This window comes from Actinoplanes philippinensis, assembly GCF_900113015.1.
In the GTDB taxonomy this organism is placed as follows: domain Bacteria; phylum Actinomycetota; class Actinomycetes; order Mycobacteriales; family Micromonosporaceae; genus Actinoplanes; species Actinoplanes philippinensis.
In genome coordinates this window covers 1-24913 of the sequence record NZ_FONV01000033.1, presented here as the reverse complement: position 1 = coordinate 24913, position 24913 = coordinate 1, and the positions used below count along the sequence as shown (strand labels likewise).

The 24913-nt window shown below is 69.7% G+C and carries 19 protein-coding genes and 1 pseudogene; 11 read left to right on the top strand and 9 right to left on the bottom strand.

Annotated features, from left to right (window positions below; translation table 11 throughout):
- Positions 1-44 precede the first annotated feature (44 nt).
- The 5 genes from BM290_RS45050 (at position 45) to BM290_RS45030 (ending at position 5840) form a co-directional block, all read left to right on the top strand.
- The gene (locus BM290_RS45050) at positions 45-761 is read left to right on the top strand and encodes a hypothetical protein (protein WP_143134205.1); all 717 of its coding nucleotides are present in this window, start codon (positions 45-47) and stop codon (positions 759-761) included.
- 261 nt (positions 762-1022) lie between these two features.
- Positions 1023-1910: an excalibur calcium-binding domain-containing protein gene (locus tag BM290_RS45045; protein ID WP_177320177.1), complete on the top strand. Its 888-nt coding sequence runs from the start codon at positions 1023-1025 to the stop codon at positions 1908-1910.
- Between the two features lie 270 nt (positions 1911-2180).
- Positions 2181-3965, top strand: a complete 1785-nt coding sequence (locus tag BM290_RS45040) for a substrate-binding and GGDEF domain-containing protein (RefSeq protein ID WP_177320176.1) — start codon at positions 2181-2183, stop codon at positions 3963-3965.
- On the top strand, positions 3962-4657 hold the full coding sequence (locus BM290_RS45035) for a GTP pyrophosphokinase (protein WP_093622161.1): 696 nt from the start codon (positions 3962-3964) through the stop codon (positions 4655-4657). The genes BM290_RS45040 and BM290_RS45035 overlap by 4 nt, the downstream gene beginning before the upstream one ends.
- 406 nt (positions 4658-5063) lie before the next feature.
- Entirely contained in the window at positions 5064-5840 is a 777-nt protein-coding gene (locus BM290_RS45030; RefSeq protein ID WP_093622160.1) for a GNAT family N-acetyltransferase, read from the top strand.
- Positions 5841-5870: 30 nt separating this feature from the next.
- Here BM290_RS45030 and BM290_RS45025 read toward each other — a convergent pair whose 3' ends face one another.
- The 3 genes and pseudogenes from BM290_RS45025 to BM290_RS51175 all read right to left on the bottom strand — a co-directional run.
- Positions 5871-6404, bottom strand: a complete 534-nt coding sequence (locus tag BM290_RS45025; RefSeq protein ID WP_244903964.1) for an MOSC domain-containing protein — start codon at positions 6402-6404, stop codon at positions 5871-5873.
- Between the two features lie 53 nt (positions 6405-6457).
- Positions 6458-6712, bottom strand: coding sequence for a hypothetical protein (locus BM290_RS50910; RefSeq protein ID WP_177320174.1), 255 nt, complete (start codon positions 6710-6712; stop codon positions 6458-6460).
- A gap of 382 nt (positions 6713-7094) precedes the next feature.
- A pseudogene (locus tag BM290_RS51175) lies at positions 7095-7172 on the bottom strand (MOSC domain-containing protein); the annotation flags it as partial.
- A gap of 98 nt (positions 7173-7270) precedes the next feature.
- Between BM290_RS51175 and BM290_RS45015 the strand changes: the two are divergent.
- Together BM290_RS45015 and BM290_RS45010 are read left to right on the top strand one after the other, a co-directional pair.
- The gene (locus tag BM290_RS45015) at positions 7271-7705 is read left to right on the top strand and encodes a GNAT family N-acetyltransferase (protein ID WP_239144125.1); all 435 of its coding nucleotides are present in this window, start codon (positions 7271-7273) and stop codon (positions 7703-7705) included.
- Positions 7706-8033: 328 nt separating this feature from the next.
- Positions 8034-13412 (top strand): ATP-binding protein, encoded by a 5379-nt coding sequence (locus BM290_RS45010; protein WP_093622158.1) that lies wholly within the window; start codon positions 8034-8036, stop codon positions 13410-13412.
- A 64-nt stretch (positions 13413-13476) separates the two neighbouring features.
- On the opposite strand, the gene BM290_RS45005 is transcribed toward BM290_RS45010, so the two are convergent.
- Both BM290_RS45005 and BM290_RS45000 read right to left on the bottom strand, forming a co-directional pair.
- The gene (locus tag BM290_RS45005; RefSeq protein ID WP_093622157.1) at positions 13477-14121 is read right to left on the bottom strand and encodes a response regulator transcription factor; all 645 of its coding nucleotides are present in this window, start codon (positions 14119-14121) and stop codon (positions 13477-13479) included.
- A gap of 346 nt (positions 14122-14467) precedes the next feature.
- Entirely contained in the window at positions 14468-15760 is a 1293-nt protein-coding gene (locus BM290_RS45000; RefSeq protein ID WP_093622156.1) for a sensor histidine kinase, read from the bottom strand.
- 121 nt (positions 15761-15881) lie between these two features.
- Between BM290_RS45000 and BM290_RS44995 the strand changes: the two genes are divergently transcribed.
- On the top strand, positions 15882-16979 hold the full coding sequence (locus tag BM290_RS44995; RefSeq protein WP_093622155.1) for an alpha/beta hydrolase: 1098 nt from the start codon (positions 15882-15884) through the stop codon (positions 16977-16979).
- A 1066-nt stretch (positions 16980-18045) separates the two neighbouring features.
- On the opposite strand, the gene BM290_RS44990 is transcribed toward BM290_RS44995, so the two are convergent.
- The 3 genes from BM290_RS44990 to BM290_RS44980 all read right to left on the bottom strand — a co-directional run bounded on the left by BM290_RS44990 (position 18046) and on the right by BM290_RS44980 (position 21483).
- On the bottom strand, positions 18046-19044 hold the full coding sequence (locus BM290_RS44990; protein ID WP_177320175.1) for a GNAT family N-acetyltransferase: 999 nt from the start codon (positions 19042-19044) through the stop codon (positions 18046-18048).
- A 66-nt stretch (positions 19045-19110) separates the two neighbouring features.
- On the bottom strand, positions 19111-20481 hold the full coding sequence (locus BM290_RS44985; RefSeq protein ID WP_093622153.1) for a DJ-1/PfpI family protein: 1371 nt from the start codon (positions 20479-20481) through the stop codon (positions 19111-19113).
- Positions 20482-20523: 42 nt separating this feature from the next.
- Positions 20524-21483, bottom strand: a complete 960-nt coding sequence (locus tag BM290_RS44980; protein WP_093622152.1) for a GlxA family transcriptional regulator — start codon at positions 21481-21483, stop codon at positions 20524-20526.
- Between the two features lie 87 nt (positions 21484-21570).
- On the opposite strand from BM290_RS44980, the gene BM290_RS44975 reads away from it, so the two are divergent.
- The 3 genes from BM290_RS44975 to BM290_RS44965 are packed head-to-tail and all read left to right on the top strand — an operon-like array spanning position 21571 to position 23489.
- Complete coding sequence (locus tag BM290_RS44975; RefSeq protein WP_093622151.1) at positions 21571-22284, top strand: alpha/beta hydrolase; 714 nt, start codon at positions 21571-21573, stop codon at positions 22282-22284.
- A gap of 53 nt (positions 22285-22337) precedes the next feature.
- Positions 22338-22817, top strand: coding sequence for a SigE family RNA polymerase sigma factor (locus tag BM290_RS44970; protein ID WP_093622150.1), 480 nt, complete (start codon positions 22338-22340; stop codon positions 22815-22817).
- Positions 22818-22862: 45 nt separating this feature from the next.
- Entirely contained in the window at positions 22863-23489 is a 627-nt protein-coding gene (locus tag BM290_RS44965) for a hypothetical protein (protein WP_093622149.1), read from the top strand.
- 44 nt (positions 23490-23533) lie between these two features.
- Here BM290_RS44965 and BM290_RS44960 read toward each other — a convergent pair whose 3' ends face one another.
- Positions 23534-24430 carry an aminoglycoside phosphotransferase family protein gene (locus tag BM290_RS44960; protein WP_239144123.1) on the bottom strand — a complete coding sequence of 299 codons (897 nt, stop codon included), beginning with the start codon at positions 24428-24430 and terminating at the stop codon, positions 23534-23536.
- Positions 24431-24913: the final 483 nt, after the last annotated feature.

The following is a 24913-nucleotide window of genomic DNA, read 5'->3' as shown; positions in this document are numbered from 1 at the left end:
ATCTCCGGGGAGAACGCCTTTGTGGTGTCCGCTACCTTGGGCCGATGCCGAGAGCCGACGAGTCCCCCGAGTCCGTGCCGGGCTGGCTGCTCTGGCCGATCCGGGCGGTCGCGATCGTCGTGGTGCTGCCGTTCCGTCTGCTCGGCATGGCCCTGACCGCGATCGGCCGTTTCCTGCACCGCTACCTGCTCGTGCCGCTCGGCCGGCTCTGGCACCACGCGATCGTCATCCCGGCGACGTGGCTGTGGCGCTGGCTGATCGTCGTCCCCGCCACCTGGCTGTGGCGCTGTCTGATTGTCGTGCCCGCCACCTGGCTGTGGGTGACCGTGCTGCGCCCACCGGCCCGGTGGCTCGGAAAAGCCCTGCTCACCCTGCTGGGCTGGCTCATGGCGATCCCGGTGTTGCTGATCGGCGTGCCCGCGACGTGGCTGTGGGAGCACGCCGTCGTCCCCGGCGCCCGCCTGCTCCACGAGTGGGTGCTGCGCCCGGTGGCCGTCTTCCTGTGGACATGGATCCTGGCCCCTCTCGGCCGCGGGACCGTCTGGTTCCTCCGCCTCGGCTGGCAGGGCACGACGTGGCTGTTCCGCCAGATCTACCGTTTCCTGCTCCGCCCGATCGGCATCGCGGCAGCCATGACCTGGCGATACACGTTCGGCGCCCTCTGGCGGCACATCGTCGCCCCGACCGGCCGCTGGCTCCGCGACGAGATCATCCGCCCCACCGGCGCCGCGATCCGCTCCCTGTTCTCCGCGCTTTCATAACCCCCTTTCCGGTACGGCCACCACCCCACAACCGCAACCGACGCGCCCCCTGCTCCCCCGCGAGATGGCTGCCCGCTCCCGGCCGCACCGCGCCCGCCGGGCCGGGGCGGTGGTGCCGGATTCGCCCATACGGTCGACGCCGTACGTCTCACGAACCGAACCGGACGGCGGGTACCGTACGTGACGAGCCGACAGCAGGCTCACTGCGTGAACTTGCCGCCACCACAGGACCCTTGGGCCGGCCGGCCGGGACCATCACCGGTGCCCAGCCCCGGTCACGGTCCGTCCACCCCACCGGCGCCACCCACCGCACAGCCCGGCCCGGCCCAGGCCCCCGGCCACCACCCGCCGACCGTCCCCGGGCCACCGAGCGGCTACGACCCCGGCCGGCCCTCCGCCTACGGCCCACCGACCTACCCACCCGGCCAGCCCGCCGCCTACGGCCCACCCACGTACCCACCCGGCCAGTCCGCCGCCTACGGCCCACCCATCTACCCACCCGGCCAATCGGCTCCCTACCACCCGGCGACCGCGGCCGGCCACCAGCCGGGGTCGGTGCCCGCGCCCACGATGACGCTCGCAGCCACCCGACGAAAGCCGCGGCTCAAGCCGGTCCTCGGCGTTCTCGGTGCGCTAACCCTGTGCCTGTGCGGTGTCGCGCTGTTCTCCTCCGACCCGGACGACAACAAAAAGCCCGAGACGGACAGAAGCGCCGAAGTCGCAGCGGTGCGGCAGGCCGCCACCGGCACCCCGCGGACGGAAGCCACCGGCACCGAGCCCGCAACGACAAAGCCCGCAACGACACAACCCACGACAGCCAGAGCCACGCCGACCAAGCCCGTGACCAGGCCGCCGTCACCGAAGCCGGTCTACTACGCCGACTGTGACGCGGCTCCGGGCGAGTTGACGCGGTCGGATCCGGGCTACCGCAAGGCCCTGGACCGTGACGGTGACGGCGTCGCCTGCGAGTCGGGCGGGGACGACGACGAACCGGTCGAGGAGGACGAGCCCACGAGCGGCACCGACCCCCGGTTCCGGACGTGCGCCGCGGCGAACGATGCGGGCTACGGCGACTACGTGCAGGGCGTGGACCCGGAGTACGACTGGTACCGGGACCGCGACGGCGACGGGGTGGTCTGTGAGACGTGAGCCACCGAGGGCGCCGATCCGACGTGGGAACGAAACGGGCCCACGGCGGGACGGCCACGCCCGGTGACCAGCGGCCTCGGCCCGGCGGCCGCGTTTCGGCCGTGACCCGGCAGCCCCCTCGCGGGGTGGCAGACGGGACGGCCACAGCCCGGCGAGGAGCGGCCCGGACCGTACCGTGAAGGAGGTTTTGCCGTAAATAGGTCCGCGCCGAACGATTACGGACAGCGGGTACGGACGTGAGCGCCGCCGATTTGCGGAATCATGGTCAACGTGAGTGCGCGCACGTTCGGGATACTGTCGCCGTTCGTCGGAGGTGACTACTACGGGGCGATCATCGAGGGGATCAACGCGGCGGCGGTCGCCGGCGGAGATCGGGTGATGGCCCTGCAGACGCTGGATCCGGGTTCACACAGTGCGGACCGCAGTGGCCTGCCGGAGTTCCACCGCCCGGTGGCGTGGCGGCATCTGTCGGGGCTGGCGGTGCTGCCGGGAGCGGTGGGGCCGGAGTATGCGGAGGCCGCCCGCCAGGCCGGTCTGCCGGTGGTGCTGGTGGCGGCGGAGAAGTCCGGCGACGGCATGTCGGTGGTGGCCGCCGACAACCGCAGCGGTGTCCGCGACGCCGTCGCCCACCTGATCGAACACGGTCATGAGCGGATCGCGTTCGCCGGATACATGGCACATTTCGACCTGCGGGAGCGTCTGGCCGGATACTGTGCCGGCCTGGCCGAGCACGACCTGAGCCCGATGGTGTTCGACACCGGCGACAACCACGAGTCCGGTGGCGAGTCGGTGGCGGACGCGCTGATCCGTGCGGGCATGCCGGTGACGGCGATCGTGCTGGGCACGGACCGCAACGCGATGGGCCTGATCAGGCGGCTGACGGCGGCCGGCTACGACCTGCCGCGGGAGCTGGCGGTCGTCGGGTTCGACGACATCGCCGACGCCGCCTACCTGCGGCCGGCGTTGTCGAGCGTGCGGCAGCCGCTCGATGCGCTGGGCGCGGCCGTGTACGACCTGATGTCGGAGCCGCCGCAGAAGCGGCAGGTGGCGACGGTGTTCGTGCCGCGGGAGTCGTGCGGCTGCGAGTCGGACGGGCTGCCACTGTCCGAGGAGCAGACCCGGGAGCTGTTCGGGCAGGTCACCTACCTGCAGGACACCCTGAACGTGCAGTACGAGCTGGGCATCGCGCTGCTCGGCGACCAGGCTGCCGACCCGGCCCACCTGGACTGGCTGGATCAGACGACGGCGCTGGCCGGGTGCCTGGGGCTGTGGCATCCGGATCAGCCGGAGACGCTGGAGACGGTGGGGGCGTTCCGGTGCCCGTCCGCCGCCGGCAAGGTCCTCCCGGTGGATGAATTTCCGCCGGCCGAGCTGTTCGACCTGGCCGACGGTCCCCGCGGGGACATCGTGTTCACCGTGCCGGTGCGCAGCCACATGCGCGACTGGGGAATCCTCGCCGCGGTCGGCCGGATCCAGTCGACGACCCCGCCGGGCCGGGAGATGATGAACCATTCCGGGTCGCTGCTGGCCAAGGCCCTGGACTACCGGGTGGTGGAGGAACGGCTGCGTACGGCCGCGATGCGCGACCATCTGACCGGCCTGCCGAACCGGCTGCTCCTGGAGGACCGGCTGACCCAGGCGGGCTTGCGGGCCACGCGCGAGCCCGGTTACCGGTTCGCGGTGCTGCTGATGGATCTCGACGGGTTCAAGGCCGTCAACGACAGTCTCGGGCATGCCGCCGGCGACCAGCTTCTCATTCAGGTGGCGAGGCGGCTGACGGGGCTGTTGCGGCGCACCGATACGGTAGCCCGGCTGGGTGGGGACGAGTTCGTCGTGCTGATCGACGACGTCTCCGGGCCGGGCGGGGACAGTGCGGTCCGCGCCGGGATCGAGGCAGCGGTGACCGAGCCGTACACGCTCGACGGGCACGTCGTCGAGGTGGGGCTGAGCATCGGGTCGGCGGTCTCCGGTGACGGGTCGGCCGACCCCGACCTGCTGCTGCGGGAGGCCGACGCCGCCATGTACCGGGCGAAGTCGGCCAGCCGCCGACGATGACGGATTTCGTGGAGAAGCGCGACGTGACGACCGACCAGCCCGGCCAGCTAGCCCGCCGGGGTCACCCCGAGGCCTGGCACGAGCAGTGGACCGACCTGAATCATTTCCTGATGGTCTACAAGTTCGGACTGGCCGAGATCAATACGAAGATCACGATCCTGGCCGAGGAACTCACCCACCGCGGCTCCGGCAACCCGATCGAGCACGTCAGCCCACGCCTGAAGTCCCCGGCCAGCATCACCGCGAAGGCCCGCCGCCTGAACTGCCCCCTGCACTTCGACGACCTGCGTTCCCGGATCCGGGACATCGCCGGCATCCGGATCGTGTGCAGTTTCGTCTCCGACGTCTACACGGTCGCGAACATGCTGACCCGCCAGCCCGACGTCAACCTGGTCGTCACCAAGGACTACATCGCCAAGCCGAAACCCAACGGTTACCGCAGCCTGCACCTGATCGTCGAGATCCCGGTCTTCATGTCCGACCGGGTGGTGGCCGTGCCGGTCGAGGTCCAGCTGCGCACGGTCGCCATGGACTTCTGGGCCAGCCTCGAACACAAGATCTACTACAAGCACGACCCGGACGTGGTCCCCCCTCGCCTGCGCGACGAGCTGACGGCGGCGGCGGAGGATGCCGCGCGTCTCGACATCCGGATGGAACGATTACACCGCGAAATCCACGGACCAAGACGCTGAGGTACGGCCACCCCTCCCGCCGCACCACGCCGCCCCGCCCGCGCCACGCGAGGTCCGCATTCCCTCAGGACCGCAGCGCGCCCACCGGGCCGATGCGGTGGCTCAGAGCCCGGTGATCCGCCCACCGTCAGCTTCTCCAGAGATTCCCGCAGGTCACCCGCTACGACGGCGATGCCCGCCCCATCATGTTCGCCATCGTCACAGGCCACCTCCCACCACCGGTGGCCCTGCGCCGGTGCGTCCACGGCGACGCGCCGCCACCGAGGACGACCACGTTCAGCGCCCATCCAGCCCTCACCAGCCGCGAACGGCCGGAACGGGTGAGCCTCCGCCGGTTGTCCCCAGGCCCTCGTGGCAGTTCGGAAAATGCGTTGCCGGGCCGAGGCAAGGGTGCTGGGGTGGGTGAGTGGATCATCAAGAGGTGCTGGCTCTGTTCGACCGGCAGATGCGACGGGACATGCAGAGCGAGGGCGACGGTTCCCGGATCGAGCGGGACGGGCCGGTGATCCGGCACGTCGGCGCGAGCCCGCAGGCCTGGAACGCCGTCGTCTGGTCGGACCTGGACGAGACCACCGCCGACGCGGCGATCGCCGGCGAGGTGCGGCGTTTCGCCGAGATCGGCTACCCGTTCGAGTGGAAGCTCTACGGCTACGACCGTCCCGCGGACCTGGGCGAACGCCTGATCGCGGCCGGTTTCGTGCCGGACGACGAGGAGACGCTGATGATCGCCGCGATCAGCGACCTCGAGCTGGACGTGCCCCTGCCCGACGGCGTACGCATCGACCGCGTCACCGACCCGGCCGGTGTCGAACTGATGGCGAGCGTCAGCGAACAGGCGTTCGGCGAGAACGCGGACTGGCTACGGCACCGCCTGCTGGACCAGCTGGCAAACGATCCCGGCAACGCGTACCTCTTCGTGGCGATGGCCGGCGACGAACCGGTGTCGGGCGCACGGATGGACCTCTACCGGAACACCGCCTTCGCCGGCCTGTGGGGCGGCGGCACGGTCAGCGCGTGGCGCGGCAAGGGCATCTATCGGGCTCTGGTCGCCGAGCGGGCTCGCATAGCCGCAGCTCAGGGCTACGAGTACGTGCAGGTGGACGCCTCGGACCAGAGCCGCCCGATCCTGGAACGCCTCGGCTTCGCGGTCCTGACGAGCACCACCCCGTACAACAAATCCTGATCGTTCTCAGGCACCGCGACCCCGGGCTGTTCAGAGCCAGGTGGCGGTGTCGCCCGTCGTCAGCCGACCCGCGCGCTCAACGACGGCGAAGACCCCGAAGGTCATGTCGTTGTGCTCGGCCAGTGTCTTCAGCAGGTCCTTACGTTCAGGGGCCTGCTCCTGAGCCATGTCGATCATCACGCACCGAGTAAGCGGCCGCACCACGCGCAGCACGACGTCGCCCCCGATCCGCAGCCGCCGGCCCGCCCAGTCGTCCTCCGGAAACCCGGTGCCAGGCAGGTCGACCAGCAGATTGGCCCGAAACCGCAGCGGATCAACCGACGCGCCCCCCGCTTCGGCGCCGGCCATCGCGGTAACCGCCCGCAGCCCGGCCGTGGTGATCAGACTGACCGGCCCTTCATCGTGGTGCGCAACAGCCGCCTCCGGCACGAGAGTGACCGCCCGTCCCAGGTGCTCGCTGACAGCCCGATGCCCGGCCGGGTCATCCGCAGCAAACCGCCGCCCATCAGGCAACTCAACCACCGGAACGACAACGCCGCCCCCGCCGAGCGACACCCCCACCACCGAAACGGCGCCACCATCCCCGGAAGATCCCGCCAGGGCACCTGCACCACCGGTCAAAGCGGACCCCTCCACAGCAGCGGCACCACCCGCCAGAGCGGACCCCACCACAGCAGCGGCACCACCCGCCAGAGCGGACCCCACCACAGCAGCGGCACCACCGGCCGAGGCGGCCCCCACCACAGCAGCGGCACCACCCGCCAGAGCGGCCCCCACCACAGCAGCGGCACCACCCGCCAGAGCGGACCCCACCACAGCAGCGGCACCACCCGCCAGAGCGGACCCGACCGCGGGAACGCCGGCTCCACCACCCGCCGGACCCGACCCGATACCCGGAACCGGGACCTCGGACGACCCCGCCACCGCACCGATACCACCGGCCGAAGCCGACCCGACCACGCGAACGCCGACCTCACCACTCGCCGAACCCGACTCAACACCCGGGCCTCCCGCCCCATCACCTGCTGAGTCCGAGCCCGCCACCTGGACAGTAACGGCATCGTTTGTCGCGGACGATCCGGTCATGTGGTCGGCACCCGCACCGCCGGAAAGATGTGGGCCGGCCGATCGGAGGATGGAGGCGCCGCCGGGGACGACCGACGGATCCAAGGCGTTGACGGCGTCGAAGTAGGCGCGGAGGTCGAAGAGGCCGGGCATGCGGCGGAAGCGGCGGGTGTTCTTGCCACTGCCGAACTTCCCGTCAGCGTCGCGAATCGCCCACAGACGGTCACCGACCAGGCCGCGGGCATCGACCGCGGCGACCTCGACCACCTCTCCGAGCAGGGACTTCACGGGGTAGCGACGTATCTCGACGAGTTGCACGCGCCGACAGTAGGGGATGCGGAAAAGCGATTGTTAGGGTCGGCGGTGTGAGTGTGGTCATCGAGATCGTGCGCGCGGTCACCGACGAACTGGTCGAAGCGTTCGACCGGCTGCTACCCCAGTTGTCCAGATCAGCGCCCACTCTCGACGCGAAGGCGCTGCGCAGGCTGATCGACTGGCCCGGCAACCATGTGCTGGTGGCGCGGGCCGACGGCCGGATCGTAGGCACGTTGACGCTTGTCACCTTCCCGATCCCGACAGGTTTGCGGGCTTGGATCGAGGACGTTGTGGTCGACGAAGAGGCCCGCGGACTCGGCGTCGGGGCGGCGCTGACCACCGAGGCGGTACGGCTCGCACGCACAGCCGGCGCCCGAACCGTCGACCTGACCTCCCGCCCAGCCCGGGAAGCAGCAAACCGGCTCTACGAGCGGCTCGGTTTCAAGGTCCGCGACTCGAAAGTGTTCCGGCTCTCCCACCAGTAAGCGACCCACACGGCAAACGACCAGTCGGGCAAGCACACCTCCCGCGAGCGGCGCACCCGCCGCATCGGCGCACCCGCGGCGCGGTACGGCGGTGCGGTCGTGTGTCGGGATGACCTCGCGGGGTAGGCCCGGTTCGGGGTGGATGCGCTTGTCGCAGCGATGGCTCGTACCCCGCATGGGTGGGAATTTGCCCGTCGGAGACAACGGGGTTTGTGGGATTCCTACAACGAACACTGCACGACATGCATGATCCGGCCCATGGCTCGACCGGGCAGTAGCCGGGAGGGTGGGGGTGGAGATTGCTGATGGGGTCAGGGAGGCTCGGCAAGTGTTCAGGCGTGTCGCGATCATCAACCGTGGAGAGGCCGCGATGCGGCTCATCCACGCCGTGCGGGATCTGTCCGCGGAGACCGGGACCCGGATCGAGACGGTCGCGCTCTACACCGATGAGGACCGGACCTCGACGTTCGTGCGGGAAGCCGATCTGTCATATCCGCTGGGTCCGGCGGCGGCGCGGCCCTACCTCAACCACGGCCTGCTGGAGCAGGCGCTGCTGGCGGTCGAGGCCGACGCGGCGTGGGTGGGCTGGGGTTTCGTCGCTGAGGACCCGGTGTTCGCGGAATTGTGCGACCGGGTCGGGGTCACCTTCGTAGGGCCGAGCGCGGAGGCCATGCGCAAGCTCGGCGACAAGATCGGCTCGAAGCTGATCGCCGAGGAAGTCGGCGTGCCGGTGGCGCCGTGGAGCCGCGGCGAGGTCGCAACGCTCGAGGATGCGTTGCGGGCCGGTGACGAGATCGGCTATCCGCTGATGCTGAAGGCGACCGCCGGCGGTGGCGGACGCGGCATCCGGCGCGTCGATTCTGCCGAGGATCTGACCGACGCTTACGAGCGGACCAGCCAGGAGGCGCTGCGGGCGTTCGGCTCCGGTGTGGTGTTCCTGGAGCGCCTGGTCACCGGTGCGCGGCACGTCGAGGTGCAGATGATCGCCGACGGGCAGGGTGGCGCGTGGGCGCTCGGTGTCCGGGACTGTTCGGTGCAGCGCCGCAACCAGAAGATCATCGAAGAGTCGTCGTCGGTCGTGATGGCTCCCGAGCAGGCTGCCGAACTGAAGGCGTCGGCCGTCCGGCTGGCGCTCGCTGTCGGCTACAAGGGCGCGGGCACTGTCGAGTTCCTCTACCACCCAGGCGACGGGCTGTTCGCGTTCCTCGAGGTCAACACCCGTCTGCAGGTCGAGCACCCGATCACCGAGATCACCACGGGAACCGACCTGGTCAAGCTTCAGCTCCACGTCGCCGCCGGCGGCACTCTCGACGGTCCGCCGCCGGCCGAGCAGGGGCACGCCGTCGAGGCGCGGCTCAACGCCGAGGACCCCGACCGTGACTTCGCGCCGTCGCCGGGCCGGATCTCGCGGCTGGCGCTGCCGGCCGGGCCCGGTATCCGGGTCGACACCGGCGTCAGCGAGGGTGACAGCATCCCGGCCGCATTCGACTCGATGATCGCCAAGATCATCGCCTACGGCAAGGACCGTGACGAGGCCCTGGGCCGGCTGCGCCGCGCGATGGCCGAGACCACCGTCATCATCGAGGGCGGCTCCACCAACAAGAGCTTCGTCCTGGACCTGCTCGACCAGCCGGAGGTGATCGACGGCAGCGCCGACACCGGCTGGATCGACCGGGTCCGCGCCGAGGGACGGCTGGTCAGCCACCGGCACTCGGCGATCGCGCTGGCCGCCGCCGGCATCGAGGCCTACCTCGACGAGGAGGAGCTCAGCCGCCAGCGTCTGCTCACCACCGCCCACGGCGGACGTCCCCAGGTCCAGCACGACACCGGCCGGCCCCTGGACCTGAAGCTGCGTGGCGTCGGCTACCGCGTCCAGGTCTCCCGGCTCGGCCTCAAGCGTTTCCGGGTGGGGATCTTCTCCGGCGCCTCCCACGGGCACGCCGACGTGATCAGCGAACGCTTCGACGAGCACAGCGGCCAGATGTGGGTCAACGGGCACCGCTTCCGGCTGACCACCGCCACTCACGGGCCTATCCACACCATCGAGGTCGACGGGGTCACCCACCGTGTCAGCCGCGACGAGGGCGGCGTGGTCCGTTCCCCGGCTCCGGCCCTGGTCGTGGCCACCCCGCTCGCGGTCGGTGACGAGGTGGAGGCCGGCGCGCCGATCCTGGTGCTGGAGAGCATGAAGATGGAGAACGTGCTCCGGGCGCCGTTCAAGGCCCGGGTACGTGAATGTCCCGTCGCCGTCGGCAGCCAGGTCGAGACCGGCGCCCCGCTGATGCGCCTGGAGCCGCTCGCCTCCTCCGATTCCGAAGAGGTCGCCACCCCCACCGCCGCTGTCGAGATCGACCTGCCCGTGGGCGCACCGGCGGACCATGGGCTGGACGATCTGCGGGCTCTGCTGCTCGGCTACGACGTCGAGCCGACCCTGCCGGTCAACCATGGCCGGCGGCCGGTCGCCGAAGAGATCGACCTGCTCACGATCAGTGCCGACCTGCTCGAACTCAGCCGCAACAAGCCCGGCGACGGGTGGAAGACCGAACCGGGCAACGCCGTGCACAGCCCGCGGGAGAACTTCCACACCTACCTGCAGAGCCTCGACGTGGAGCGCGCCGGGGTCCCCGCGGCGTTCCAGGACCGGCTGACCCGGGTTCTCGCGCATTACGGCGTGACCGGTCTCGACAGGACTCCGGAGTTGGAAGATGCGGTCTTCCGGATCTTCCTGGCGCTGCAGAAGTCGGCAGCGAACATCGGTGTCGTGTCCACCCTGCTCCGGCACTGGATCGCCGGCTCGCCGCCGGTGGAGCCGCTCGCCGAGCGGGCCGGCATCGCGCTCGAGCACCTGATCGAGGCGACGCAGGTTCGTTTCCCGTCGGTCTCCGACCTGGCGCGGGGCATCGTCTTCCGGTGGTATGCGCAGCCACTGCTGCGCCGTACCCGCGCCGAGGTCTACGCGGCTGTCCGCGCCGACCTGCGCCATCTCGATCATCACCCGGACTCTCCTGATCGGGACGAACGGATCCAGCGGATGGTCGCCTGCTCGGAACCACTGGTCCGGCTCGTGGGCCAGCGGATCGGACGGCCAGGACGGGATCACATGCCGCTTCTCGAGGTGCTGACCCGGCGCTACTACGAGAATCGTGATCTCTCCGAATTCGCCGTCCGGTCGGGCTTCATGACCACGACCCACACCGGCGGCGGCCGCGTCACTCGCGTTTCGGCAGCCGCCATCGACATCGCGGACCTGCCGGAGACGCTGGCTGCCGTGTCGTCGGATGTGGCCGACATCTACGTCTCCTGGGACGGTCAGCCCGGAGCCGACGAGATGGCCGCCCAGCTCGGTGCGATCTTCGCCTCCCTGCGCCTGCCGAACACGCGGCGGATCACCGCCACCATCGCCGGGACCAGCGGCGCGGTCATGCACCACCACTTCACGTTCCGCGCCGACCAGGACGGGCGTTTCACCGAGGACCGGCTCATCCGAGGGCTGCACCCGCAGATCGCGCTGCGCCTGCAGCTCGAACGGCTGCGCGAGTTCGACCTCACCCGCCTGCCGTCCACCGACGAAGAGATGTACCTGTTCAAGGCCGTCGCCAAGTCGAACCCGTCCGACGAGCGGCTGATCGCGATGTACCAGGTCCGCGACTTGACCGCCCTGCGCGAGACCGACGGGCGGCTCGTGGCGCTGCCGGCCCTGGAGGAGGGCATCACCCTCACCCTCGACGCGATCCGCAACATCCAGGCTCAGCGTCCGCAGAACAAGCGATTCGACACCAACCGGATCATGATGTACGTCTGGCCGGTCACCGAGCTGTCCATCGACGAACTGAACGCCCTCGTCCAGCGCATCCTGCCCACCGCGAGCGGCGCCGGGCTGGAGGAGGTCCAGTTCATCGCCCGGCAGCGCCGCTCCAGCGGAGAGCTGACCGAGGTCGCCGTCACCATCACCCTGGAGCCGGGCAACGGCGCGCATCTGCATGTGGGCGAGCCGTCGACCGATCCGGTGCAGCCACTCGACGACTACCGGCAGAAGGTGCTGCGGGCGGCTCGCCGCGGCACGGTCTACCCGTACGAACTGACCGGGCTCCTGGGCAGTTTCACCGAGTACGACCTCGCCTCCTCCGGGGCGCTCGAGCCGGTCGATCGGCCCAAGGGCAGGAACAGCGCCGCGATCGTCGCGGGTGTCGTCACCACCCCGACCGACCGCTACCCCGAGGGCATCACCCGGGTGGTCCTGCTCGGTGACCCGACCAAGTCGCTGGGCGCGCTGTCCGAGCCGGAGTGCGCGCGGGTCATCGCCGCCCTCGACCTGGCCGAGGCCATGAACGTGCCGCTGGAGTGGTTCGCCCTGTCCGCCGGCGCCCGGATCTCGATGAGCTCCGGCACCGAGAACATGGACTGGGTCGCGGCTGCTCTCAAACGCATCGTCACGTTCACCCAGAACGGTGGCGAGATCAACATCGTCGTCGCCGGCATCAACGTGGGCGCCCAGCCCTACTGGAACGCCGAAGCCACCATGCTCATGCACACCAAGGGCATCCTGGTCATGACCCCCGACTCGGCCATGGTGCTCACCGGCAAGCAGTCGCTGGACTTCTCCGGCGGTGTGTCGGCCGAGGACAACTTCGGCATCGGCGGCTACGACCGGGTGATGGGCCCCAACGGCCAGGCGCAGTACTGGGCGCCGTCGCTGCCCGCAGCGCGCGATGTGCTGATGGCTCATTACGATCACACCTACGTCGCTCCCGGCGAGACCGGCCCGCGTCCGGCTCTCACCACCGACCCCGCCGACCGGGACGTCTCCGACTTCCCGCACACGTGGGCCGGCAGCGACTTCACCACGGTCGGGCAGATCTTCTCGGCGGCACACAACCCGGACCGCAAGAAGGCCTTCGACATCCGTACTGTGATGCGTGCCGTGTCCGATCAGGATCACCCGGTCCTGGAACGTTGGGCGGGCATGGCCGACGCTGACACCTCGGTCGTGCAGGACGCCCACATCGGCGGCCGACCGGTCTGCCTCATCGGTATCGAGTCCCGGTCGGTGCCGCGGCGCGGGTTCCCGCCCACCGACGGCCCCGACACCTACACCGCCGGCACGCTCTTCCCTCGCTCGTCGAAGAAGACGGCCCGGGCGATCAACGCCGCCTCCGGCAACCGCCCACTGGTCGTGCTGGCCAACCTGTCCGGTTTCGACGGCTCCCCCGAGTCCATGCGGAACCTGCAGCTGGAGTACGGCGCCGAGATCGGCCGTGCCATCGTCAACTTCGACGGCCCGATCGTGTTCACCGTCATCTCCCGCTATCACGGCGGCGCGTTCGTCGTCTTCTCCAAGGCCCTCAACCCGAACATGACGGTCCTGGCTCTCGAAGGCTCGTTCGCCTCGGTCCTGGGTGGCGCCCCCGCGGCGGCGGTCGTCTTCTCCGGCGAGGTCAACAACCGCACCGCCAACGACCCGCGGGTCACCGAGCTTCAGGCTCAGGCGGCGGCCGCGTCGGCCACCGAGCGGGCGGCACTCAACGCTCGCCTCGCCGAGATCCAGGGCTCGGTCCGCGCCGAGAAACTGGGTGAGGTGGCAGCCGAGTTCGACCGCGTCCACAGCATCCAGCGCGCGGTCGAGGTGGGCTCGGTGGACGCCATCGTCAGCACCGCCGAGCTGCGACCCCGCATCATCGAGGCCATCGAGCACGGCCTCAAGAGCTGATCCGTCCCTGCTCCATCGCGGCGGTCCGGTCTCCGGGCCGCCGCGTTGCGTTCTCATCGCCGTCTCAGTTCTGCAGGTAGCGGATGACTGCCAGCACCCGTCGATGATCGGCATCCGACGGCGGCAGATCGAACTTGCCGAAGATGTTGCTCACGTGCTTCTCCACCGCCCGTTCGGAAACCCGGATCGCCGTGGCGATCGCCGTGTTGGAGCGCCCCTGCGCCATGAGTGCGAGCACCTCCCGCTCCCGCGGAGTGAACTCGCCGAGCAACTCCCGGTGCCGGCTCCGGCCGAACATCTGCGTCACCACCTGTGGATCGAGCGCGGTGCCACCAGCGGCCACCCGGTGCAGCGCGTCCACGAAGTCGTCCAGCTGGACAACCCGCTCCTTCAACAGGTAGCCGACCCCCTCCGATCCGCCGGCCAGCAACTCGGCCACGAACGCGGTCTCCACATACTGCGAGAAGATCAGCACACCGACCCCGGGCCACTCCCGCCGCAGCCGAATCGCCGCCCGCAGACCCTCATCGGTGTGGCTGGGCGGCAATCGAATGTCCACGATCGCCACGTCCGGCGCCTGAGCATCCACCGCCTCGAACAACGAGGGCACATCAACGACGGCGGCCAGCACTTCGTGGCCCCTCATGGCCAGCAACTGGGCAAGGCCCTCCCGCAGAATCGCGGAGTCCTCAGCGATGACGACACGCATGTCTCTCTCAAGGCCCTTTCCCACAATCGGCGCTTCCACGAGCCGATCCCTACCTGTCCCAAACCACCTCGTGGGGTAACGCCCCCTACCGTCGGCCGGCTCTCATGCCCGCCCCTCCCATCGCCTCCGGCAGGAAGAGCGCCGCGATCTACACCACAACGTCATCCCCTCACCTTCTCCTCGCGCCGCCATCCCGCGACGTCATCCCTCGTCCTCATCCCGCGGCGTCCGCCGCTGCGGCTGCCTCCGGGCCAGCTGCGCCGGCCGGGCAAAGCGGGCCCATCCGTTGTTGCAGCTGAGGCCAACTCTGCATGCCCCACGACGGCCTCGCCCCGGATGGCACCTGTCACCGCGGAACCGGTAGGCCTGATGCGGCTCCCAAACCCTTCGACCCCGGTCGCTGGTGTTGAGGTGGCTCCTCTGCCGCTGGGCATGGAATTTCGACCGTGACGATGGTGGGACCACCGGGTGGGCTGTCGATCTGCAGCTCGCCGTCCACCACCCGGATCCGCTCCGACAACCCGGCAAGTCCGCCACCAGCCCGCTGGTACGCACCACCCTGCCCGTCGTCACGGACCCGCAACCGCAGCACGTCTCCACTCAGGTCGACGCGGATCGAAGCGTTGCGGGCCCCGCTGTGGCGTCCCGCATTCGTCAGCAACTCACAAACGGTGAAGTAGGCGATGCTCTCCAGTGCCGGAGGCGGTCGTTGTGGCAGGCAGACCTCGACCGTCACCGGAACAGCACTGCCCGCGGCAACGGTCGCCAGCGCCGCCTCCAGCCCGGCGTCGAGCACCGGCGGGTGAATGCCGCGCACCAGATCTCGCAGCTCGGCAACGGCGGTGGCGAGCGTGTCCTGGGCCGCATCGACCGCTGCCACAACCTGCTCGGTGGATGCTTGGGCGCCGATGAGCTCGCGAACGATAGCCAGGTGCATGCCGACTCCGATCAGCCGCGCCTGGGCACCGTCGTGCAGGTCTCGTTCGATCCGCCGCAGGGTGATGTCGGCGTGCTTGACAGCGCGATCCCGGGAGTCCTGCAGGTCGCTGATCCGCTGGTTGGCCCTGGTCGGCCCGAGCAGCCCACGGATCAACATCCGCTCGATGCCGAGCACGGAGCGCAGCATCCACGGCCCGAGCAGCAGGAGGATCACGCTGGTCACCAGGATGGCGACCGCCTCGACGCCGAGCACTCCTTCGTAGAAGGGCAGGTATATCAAGCTGATCAGCCCGTACAGGTAGAAGCCGCCGGCCAGCGCCAGTGACAGCACCGCGACCGGGGGTTTGATCAGGGCATATGCCAGAATCCGCCAACTGACCGGATCCTGCAGGACCGCTCGTCGCCACTTGAACAGGCCTCCCCCGGGCGCAACCGGGGGAGCCGGCGCGGGAACCTCGTCGCCGAGCATCCGGGCGGCCAGCGCTCTCCGCCCACCGCCGAGGCCCGCCGCCCCCTGCAGAACCAGGGCGAGCAGCCAGGTGCCGAGCGGGGTCAGCAGCAACACGGTGCCGAACAGACAACCCAGGACCAGGAGGAGAAAGCTCAGCAGATCGATCGGCAGGACCAGCAGTAGGTATGCCAGACCGCGCCGCGAGCGACTGTCGAAGATCCTTGTCAATAGCTTCATCGCGGAAAGCATCCCTCTCCGAACCGCCGAGCGCGATGGTGCCAGCACTAGCATCGAGGGTTCGGATAACCGAACCATCAAGCGCGTGCCTGCTCCACTGTGCCGGGACCGATTCACCACGAGTCTCGATGCCATGCCTCGCATCGCCTTCACATCTCGGAAAACCCTGGCGGCAGCCACCCTTGCCGGCCTCGGCCTGATCGGCGGCACGCTGCTCGGGCCAGTTCGACCCGAGGCGCCGGCGCCACCGGTGTCGCTTCCCGCATGGCTCGCCGAGCCGACCGCTCCGCCCGACCCCGGCGCGGCGACCCCGGAGCGGACAGCCATGTTCTTCGCCCATCTCACCCCCGCCGAAGCGGCCGGTCTCACCGGTCGCTATCCGGAGATCGTCGGCAATCTCGACGGGGCACCGCTATCGCTTCGCTTCGCTGCCAACCGGGCGAGGCGTCCGTCGGATGCCGGTCGGCAGACTCTCGTCTACGACGACCGTGGCGATGGCCGTATCGCCGAGGTTCTGGGCGATCTCGAGACGGCCACCCGGGTGGTGATCCTCGTTCCGGGTTCGGACAACGAGTTGCCCGAGTTCGACACCGGCCATGGCGGGGTGCAGCGACGCGCACCCGCCTGGCAGGCCGGGCAGCTGTTCGACGCGGTTCGCGCCACCGGTGCAGGCTCACACGTGGCCGTCATCGCATGGCTCGGCTATGACGCGCCCGAGGGCCTCGACCTCCATGCGGTACGTGAGGATCGGGCCATCGCCGGTGCGGAGTCTCTCCGCCGTTTCGTGGACGGCCTCGTGCTCGATCGTCCCGATCGGTCGATCGTCGTCATCGGTCACAGTTACGGTTCCACCGTCGCCGGCCTCGCCGCGACTCACCTCAGCGGCCAGGTCACCGATCTGATCGCGGTCGGTAGCCCCGGTATGGGCGTCAGCAGCCGGTCCGACCTGGGCACCACCGCCCAGGTGTGGGCGTGTGCCGCGCCCGGCGACTGGATCCGCCGGGTCCCCGGCGTACGCCTTCTGGGTCTCGGTCACGGCCGGTTGCCCTCCGACCCCGAGTTCGGAGCTCGCCCCCTTCCGTGCGGCGACGTCGACGGTCATGACGGCTACTTCGATCCCCGGGCCTCCGCGCTGGCGGCGATGACAGCCGTCGTCACGGGCAACAGAGCCGCAGACAAGGCGGCCGGGCATCAATTGCTCAGCGTCCCGCCGGCTGGCGATCCACGGTGATCATGGACGCGTTCGAGTTGCTCGCACGCTGGGGCCGACCACCCACGCCGGAGATCCGGCCAAGAGAGACGCAAGCAGCTCCCCCTCCATGCAGCAGAGCAGCCCAACAAACAGGACGCCTCACACGACGAGGCCTCAGCCCTCGCCGGAAGAGACGCACTCCTCCAAAGGACTGGTAGCAGGGTCAGCGCGCCACATCAGCTACAGCGAAGGGACTGTCGACCCCGTGTTCGATCCATGTCAGGCGGTCCAGGCTCCATTCGCATCAGGCCGTAGCTCCCGTCCACACCGTCCGACCAGCGCGTTCAACCGTCAGATGCTGCGTCACGCCGGCGACAATCCGGCGCCACCGTCGGGCGACCGCGATCGACCGAGTCAGAGCCTCGACGGCAGGCTCGCGCCGTTCGCTGCGAGCCGTTCACCTGCTACTTCGAGGCTCAAGTACCCGGCTCGGCACACCTCGAGCCGGGGCGTTGGGTCCTGCACCTGGGCGCTGTGGTCCACGACGCCCCCGCGCCGATCGAAGGCGCCCGCTTCACAGTCCGTGTCACCGGGAGGACCGCTGCCGGCCCTTTGCTGTTCCCCGCGTCAGCACCGCCGCGGCCCGGTCCTCATGACCAGCCAGTCCGTTGTCGTGACGGCTCCCCTTCATCGGGTCGACGACCTTCCACAATCCCAGGCAACCTCCGTTGATGCCCTGTTCCGGAGGCGGGCGGTAACGGCCAGCGGCCCGAACCGCCGTCATCCGATGCCCACGATGACCGAGCCGGCAAGCCGTGAGCCGGCGCCCGCGGCCCGCGAGTCGGCCAGTCCTCAGCTGATGCCCGCAACCAGTGAGCCGATCGATCACCAACTACAGCCCGCAACAAGCGAATCAGCCCGCCATCAACCGCCACCCGTACTCCGCGAGCCGACCGATCCGCGACAGGTGCTCGCAACCAACGACTCGGGCGGCCGCCATCTGGGAAGTGCAACCCGCCCGGCAGCGGGCCACCAGCTGCGAGGCCGTCAGGCGGTGCTCCTCGGCGAGCGGCGTGATCACCCGCCGAAGACGTATCGCCGGCTGTCAGCCGATCGACGACTCCATGGAGTGGCTGGTCTCGACCGGGCGAAAGCCGAACCGATCGTTGATCGCCTGCATCGCATCGTTGGACTCGGCGGTCCACGTGTGCACGTGACGGGCGTGCGGATGGCGCGCGGCCAGCTCACGCAGGTTGCGGGCCTTGGCCAGGCCACCGAGCCGGTGGCCGCGGTGTGCTCGGCGTATGTAGGTGTCGTCCTGGTGCACGTGGACGCCGTCGCCGTCGACGAGCAGTTGCGTGTAGCCGGCAGGTTCACCCCCGCCGGTGGTGATCACGGTGGTGATGAGGGCGTACCCGATCGTGGTGAGCCGCTCCTGGTTGGTGCCGACCCGCTCGGCGTCCCACCGCGCGGCCGCCACGTCGAGATCGCCGGTCGGCACGTCGGCCGACATCTCGCTGACGAGTTCCGCGAGCGCCGGCAACCATGTCGCCGGCATCGGCCCGTGCCAGGAGTGGGCCCCGTAGCCGGGAGCCGGCCGCTCGTACCGGTCCAGGGTCTGCTCAGGCACGGGCAGGTCGAGAACAAGACGGTCCTCGGCGAGTCCGGAGACGAAGCCGCGAGCCAACGCGAAGCGGCCGCCCGGCCATTCGCCGAGGAGCCTGCCGCGTGGGACGTGCACCTCGACGTTGACGGTGGTCCGCCCGGCCGAGGCCGCCCGCTGGGCCCCTGCTTCCCACAGTGCAGCCCCGACGCCCTGACGACGATGAGGCACCGGAACGGCGATGTCGATCTCGGCGCGGTGCGGGTTCTCCTGGAGCGCCCATTCGACGAGCATTCCGCCGACGCAGGTATCTCCGTTCCAGGCGCCCCAAGCCTCGCGATGCCGGTTGGGGTTGGTGTCGTTGGCGGCGAGTGACCGCAACTCCGTGGCGCGGCCGGTCACCAGCGCCGCATGCCGATCCGCTGTCGCCCCCGCGTGCCGCGCGTCGTACCAGGTCTGGGCCTCAGCACCGTCGAATGCCGTCAGCTTCCGGATCTCCATCCGAAGGAGAGTAGCCATGCCCCTTACGACATCGACAGTGATTATCGTGTCGACTGCATTTGACGCCTACCCCGGCAGAGACGGCGATCGAGCATCGGCAGAAGCGTGCGTCGTCGCCGGCCCGAGGCCGAGCACAGGTGAATGCATACGTCGTCGACGGCGTCGCGCGACCCATGTGGGCAGGACACCCGCGCCGACAGCGGCGCCGAGGACCAGCACAGCGATCACGGTGGACCGCCAAGGCCATGCAGCACCGGTGAGCATCAGATGATCGACGGGGTATTCGGTGAACTTCGCGGTGGTACGGGCGGTCGCCCGGTCGGTGTGCTCGGCGAGGTCGCGGAGCAGAGGATCGAAGGCGAACTCACCCGGCTTCCGGCCCGCGTGCGGCAGCGTGATGTCGATGTGGCGGTCAGCGGCCCAGATGGCCGTCCCGGATCCGGGCCGGTCCACTCCGGGGACGATGAGCCGGTCCACTGGCATCAGGTCGGCCGTCAACAGCAGGCCGTGGCGTGTCGTCACCGTCGGTTGCGTGGCCACCGGCACTGTTCGGGCGGCGAAGGACGTCCCGGCGTAGGTCTCGAAGGCTGCCGCAAGATCGATCTCGCCGACGCCGTCGGTGAGGCCGATGCCGATCGTCGGGCGCAGCCTGGGGAACGCGGCGTTCAGCGCATAGGGGAGGTCGCCGACAACCAGGCTTCGCTCCGGGATGTGGGTGAGTGTTCGCGGCGCCCAGTCGTGGTAAGACACCTCGCGTCCGACTCGGGTGGCCACGTCCGGGCCGGCGAGCAGCTCGATGAGGCGCAGCGAGCCGGCCAGACCGGAGGTCACACCGGCGGTCGTGATGATCCGGCCATCCTCGACGAAACGTTCGCCGGCCAGCCACGTGGTGTCCGGATGGGAGTCGCGGAGCCCGCCGAGACGCTGCCAGAACGAGGTCGCCCGGCGCCCGGCCAGCAGTCCGGCATCGGCGAGCACCTCGGCACCGGCACAGACCCCCAGGAGGTACGCCCCGCGCGACGCCTGCCCGCGGAGCCAGTCCCGCAGTTGCGGCTCCTGCCGGACCACTGCAGGGACGACCACCACGTCGGGCGAGGGCGCCGTGTCGAAGGTGTGCTCGGGCACCACTCCGAGTCCTCCGGAGAGCGGAGTCGGCCGACGTTCCGCGGCCACGGTGTAGACAAAGAAATGGGAGTCACGGGCGAACGCCTCGTACGGCAGCAGGGCGTCGCTGACAACCGTCCCGTCGGTGCCGAGAAGCACCGCGACCACGGTTGCTCCGGCGGGTGCGCTGCGAGGAACCGGCCAGCCGCCCGAGAAGGGGCCGCTCCCGCCACCGGCGGAATAGCTGTCCCTCATGGTGACGGTGACTCCGCCCAGCACCGCGCCGACGAGCACGGCTACGGCCGAGACGATTCCGACGAGGACACGAAGCATGGCAGTCCTTCCGTGGTGATGCCGGACGATGGGCTCAGACGGTCACACCGGCCGGCCGGCCGAGGGTGGTCTGCCGTAGCGGGCGCCGTACAACCGCCGGAAATGGCGGGCGTCACGGAAACCGCAGCGGGTGGCGACCGCCTCCACCGTCAGCGTCGTCTCTGCGAGCAGGTTCGCGGCCAGGTCCAGGCGAAGGCGCTGCTGGTATTCGAGCGGAGTGCAACCGGTAGCCGCGGTGAAGGCTCGGCTCAGGCCGCGTGGCGACAGGTTCGCCAGGGCGGCCAGTTCATCGAGTGTGTGTGGAGAGTCGAGGTGCTGCGCGAGATGGTCCTGGACCCGGTGGACGCCGGAGTGGAGGTGACCCCGGTGCTCGAGGAAGGCGCTGACCTGTCGCTGGCTGCCGTCCCGGCGGAGGTAGACGACGAGGTCCCGAGCGACCGCGGCGGTCAGGGACGGGCCGTGATCGCGTTCGATCAGGGACAGTGCCAGGTCGATGCCGGCCGCGATTCCCGCGCTGGTGCTGACCGGCCCGTCGTGGACGTACAGAACAGCGTCGCGGACACGAGCACGGGGATAGCGCGATCGCATCAGATCGACCAGCGACCAGTGCGTGGTACACCGGCGGCCGTCGAGCACGCCGGCCTCGGCGAGCACGGCCGCGCCGGTGCACACCGACGCCACTCGTGCACCGGCGTGAACCGCGGCACGTACCCAGGTCACCGCTGTTTCGGGGAAGTCAGGGCCGGGCGCCGGCAACCGGGGGCCGGGCACCAGCACCAGGTCGCCGGGGCCGGTCTCCGGCAGCGGCCCGAGGCCGGCCAGGTGAAGTCCCTGCGCCGAGCGCACCTCGCCGGCACCAGCGGCGACGAACTCCAGGCGGTAGTCGGCGCCCAGGTGTGCCGCCGCGTCGAAGGCCTGCACCGGACCACCGAGGTCGAGCAGGTTCACGTCCGGGAGCACCAGCACGATCACTCGCCGTCCGGCTTTGTTTTTGCTGCTCACGGCAATGACGGTAGGCGACGGGCGAGCTTGGGAGGAGGGCTGTGAGCGTCACCCACCGGACGGATCCGGTAGCGGTACTCTGCGGGGATGCCGCTTCCCGAGCACCTTCAGCCGTTCGTCCTGCCGGTGGAGACCGTGACGCCGGATCGCCGGGGGAACGTCGACGTGTATCTTCCCGCGACGACCGAGACGCGTCCGGCGATCATCTTCGTGCACGGCGGCCCGGTGCCGGCCGCGGTGAGCCCGACGCCACGCGACTGGCCGATCTACCGGGGATACGGCTCGCTCGCGGCGGCCCGTGGTGTCGTCGGGGTGACCGTCGATCACCGGCTGCACCATCCGGCCGCCTATCCGGAGGCGGCCGCCGATGTTGCCGCGGCGGTCCGGCTCGCTCGCGAGTTGCCGCAGGTCGACGCGGACCGGATCGCCGTCTGGTTCTTCTCCGGAGGTGGCCTGTTGCTTGCCGACTGGCTGCGCACCCCGCCCGGCTGGCTGCGCTGTGTCGCGGCCACCTATCCCCTTCTCGCGCCGTTGGCCGGCTGGCCCGTCGACCCGGCCTTCCGCCCGATCGAGGCGGTCACCGGCTCCGGCACGCTACCGATCGTGCTGACTCGTGCGGGTCTCGAGCGCCCGGACGTAGCGGAGGCGGTCCAGGAGTTCGTCACAGCCGCCACCGACGCTCGCCTGGAAGTGATCGACGTGCCGAACGGCCGGCATGGCTTCGACATGCTCGACCACACCGAGGAGTCCCGGACAGCAGTCGTGCAGGCGTTCGACAGCGTGCTCGCACATCTCTCCTAGGAAATTCCGCCGAGGACGCAACAGACCTGGGGCGCCGCTGTGTAGTTAGGGGTATGAGAGGTAACGGGTTCGAAGCGTTCCTGAGGCAGAGCGCTCCCGCCCTGCTGCGCCTGGGGAACGCTCTGACCCTGGATCGGACCGCGGCTGAGGACCTGGCTCAGGAGACGCTGATCCGCGTGGGCCTGGCGTGGTCGAGGGTACGCCGGGACGGCAATCCCGTCGGATATGCCCAGCGCACCATGGTCAACCTGTTCCTCAACGAGCGGCGGCGTCGCCGTCCGATTCCGGTCGCTGAGGTGCCGGACCGTCCGGCCGAGGATGCGGCGCTGGCGTCGGTTGCCGACATCGCGGCGGTTCGGCACCTGCTGGCCGGTTTGCCACCCCAGCAGCGGGCCGCGATCGCTCTGCGCTACCTGGCCGATCAACCGGACGACCAGATCGCCACAGCGTTGGGATGCAGCGCGGGCACGGTTCGTTCCTACCTGTCGCGGGGCCTGGCGACACTTCGTGAACGCATGACGGCGGAGGGCTGATCTCATATGCCGGAGATTCTGAAAACGACCGACTTTGATCTACCCGTGACGGATGAGTTCCTGCATCGGGTTCAGCGCGGTGTCCGCCGCCGCCGGATGTTCCGGGTCGCTGCCGCTGGGCTCGCGGTTCTGGCCGTCACCAGCGCCGTCGCCGTCACGCAACTGCGTCCGGCGCCCGGTTCGGTTCCGGCGGCCTCCGCAGCGGTCCCCGACGTGGACCGGTTCCTGATCAGCTACATCCCCACCGGTGTCCGGATCGACGAGCAGGGCAGCAGCAGCACCCTGATCATCCGATCGGACGGCACCGACGCGGGCACCCCGTCGGGCCCTCAGGACTTGAACGTGGCAGTGTCGATGCGCCGCTTCGAGCAGGCCAATGGCGGCTCGTACATGTGGATCACGGTGTTCCGCCCGTCGACGCCGCCGTCACAACCTGTCTCCGCAACGACGTTCAACGGGCTCCTGAACCGTCATCTGACCGGAGCGATCATCGTCGAGAACTTCGACGTCCCGGCCGGGAAGGCACGCCTGACGAGGACATCCACCGCCGACAACGCGGGCTACGGCATCGTGATCGCCGGAACCGATCGCACCGTGATCACGATCGAGGCCAACCTCCGGGTGCCGGCCGACGTCCTGAAGGCGGTAGCCACCGGCCTCACCCCAGCCTGAACCGCGGCACCCACCGGCGCGGGGCCGGGCCATGGGCTGTGGACTCATTTCCGGCGGAGGCGGGCATCCAGCCATGACAACAACTGCTCGGCCTGCTCACGCTGCATGGTTCGCAGCCGCGGCTCGCCGGGTAGCACGCAGTCACGCCATGCCCGTCCGGCAAGACCGGCGAGCGCAACGTTCACATCGTCGGCCGGTGTGTCCCTCCAACAGGACCGTCGTAGCACGGACTCCGGATCATGCCCGCACGACGCCAGGTCGGGAAGCACACGAACCAGGTCCAACCAGCCGGGGGCAGTCCACAGATGCGTCCAGTCGACGATACGGAGCCGCCCGCCAGGCTCCCGGATCACGTTGTCGCGCCGCAGATCACCATGGTGCAGCGCGACACCCGGCGAGAGCACGGCCGTCCAGCGCGCCTCCAGCTCGGCGAGCCGAGCCACCGGCGCGGAGATCGGTGGCGGCCGTGTCACCCCGAGCGTCGCCCAATCCCCGAGCAAGGGAACGAAATCGTGGGCGTACGGCCGAACGCCCTCGACCGGGCAAGGTTCGAGCCGCTCCCGCATCCGGTCGACGATCCGCAGGAACTCGTCGACGTCGGCAGCACTCCACGACTCGATCGTCACTCCGTCGACAACGTGATAGGCGGCAACCCGCCAACCGCCGCAAGTGGCAGCACCCACGAGGCGAGGTCCGAGATCCCCGACTGCGTCGGCCAGCACGGCTCCGGCCTCGACAGCTTCCCCGAGTCCGTTCCCGACGGGTGCAGCCTTGACGAACAGCCGGACTCCCGACCGCCCCATGACGATGGAGGCGATCGACGGCGTGAACCCGGCCGCCGCAGCCTGTTCCACCAGGACGGGCTCGCCGAGCAGCCCGGCCACGCAGTCCTGAACCAGGTCCGGCGCTTCACTGAGCAGCGGCCGACGATCAACACTCACCGCCGCCACTGTAGACGCGTGGACGCGGTGCCGATGCTACGAGCAGGAGGCCCGAGACGTCACCGAACGCCGGCGGATTCCCGATGCCGGCACAACGCCGAGCAACTCAACCGGCGCAAGCGGGATGCGCGGGGCAAGGCGGAGCAATTCCCGACACCACGCCGAACGGAACCGCGACACGGTAAGCGGGCCAGCACCATGGGAGAAGAGCTGACGGCAGCGCAACACGACCACACCCATGGCAAAGGAACCGCCGGCATCGCAACGCGACCACCACCACGGCGAGGAGACCGAAGACACCGCAACCAACCGCCACCACGACAAAGGAACCGGCAACGCCGCAACGCAACAGCCACCACGGCAAAGGAACCGCCGCACCGTAACGCGAGCCCTCCCTGTCACGCTGATGTGAGACAGCCCGTCTACCAGGGGATACTCTTCCTGGACGGCCCTGAGGAGAGCACATCAGCATGACGTCGAAGC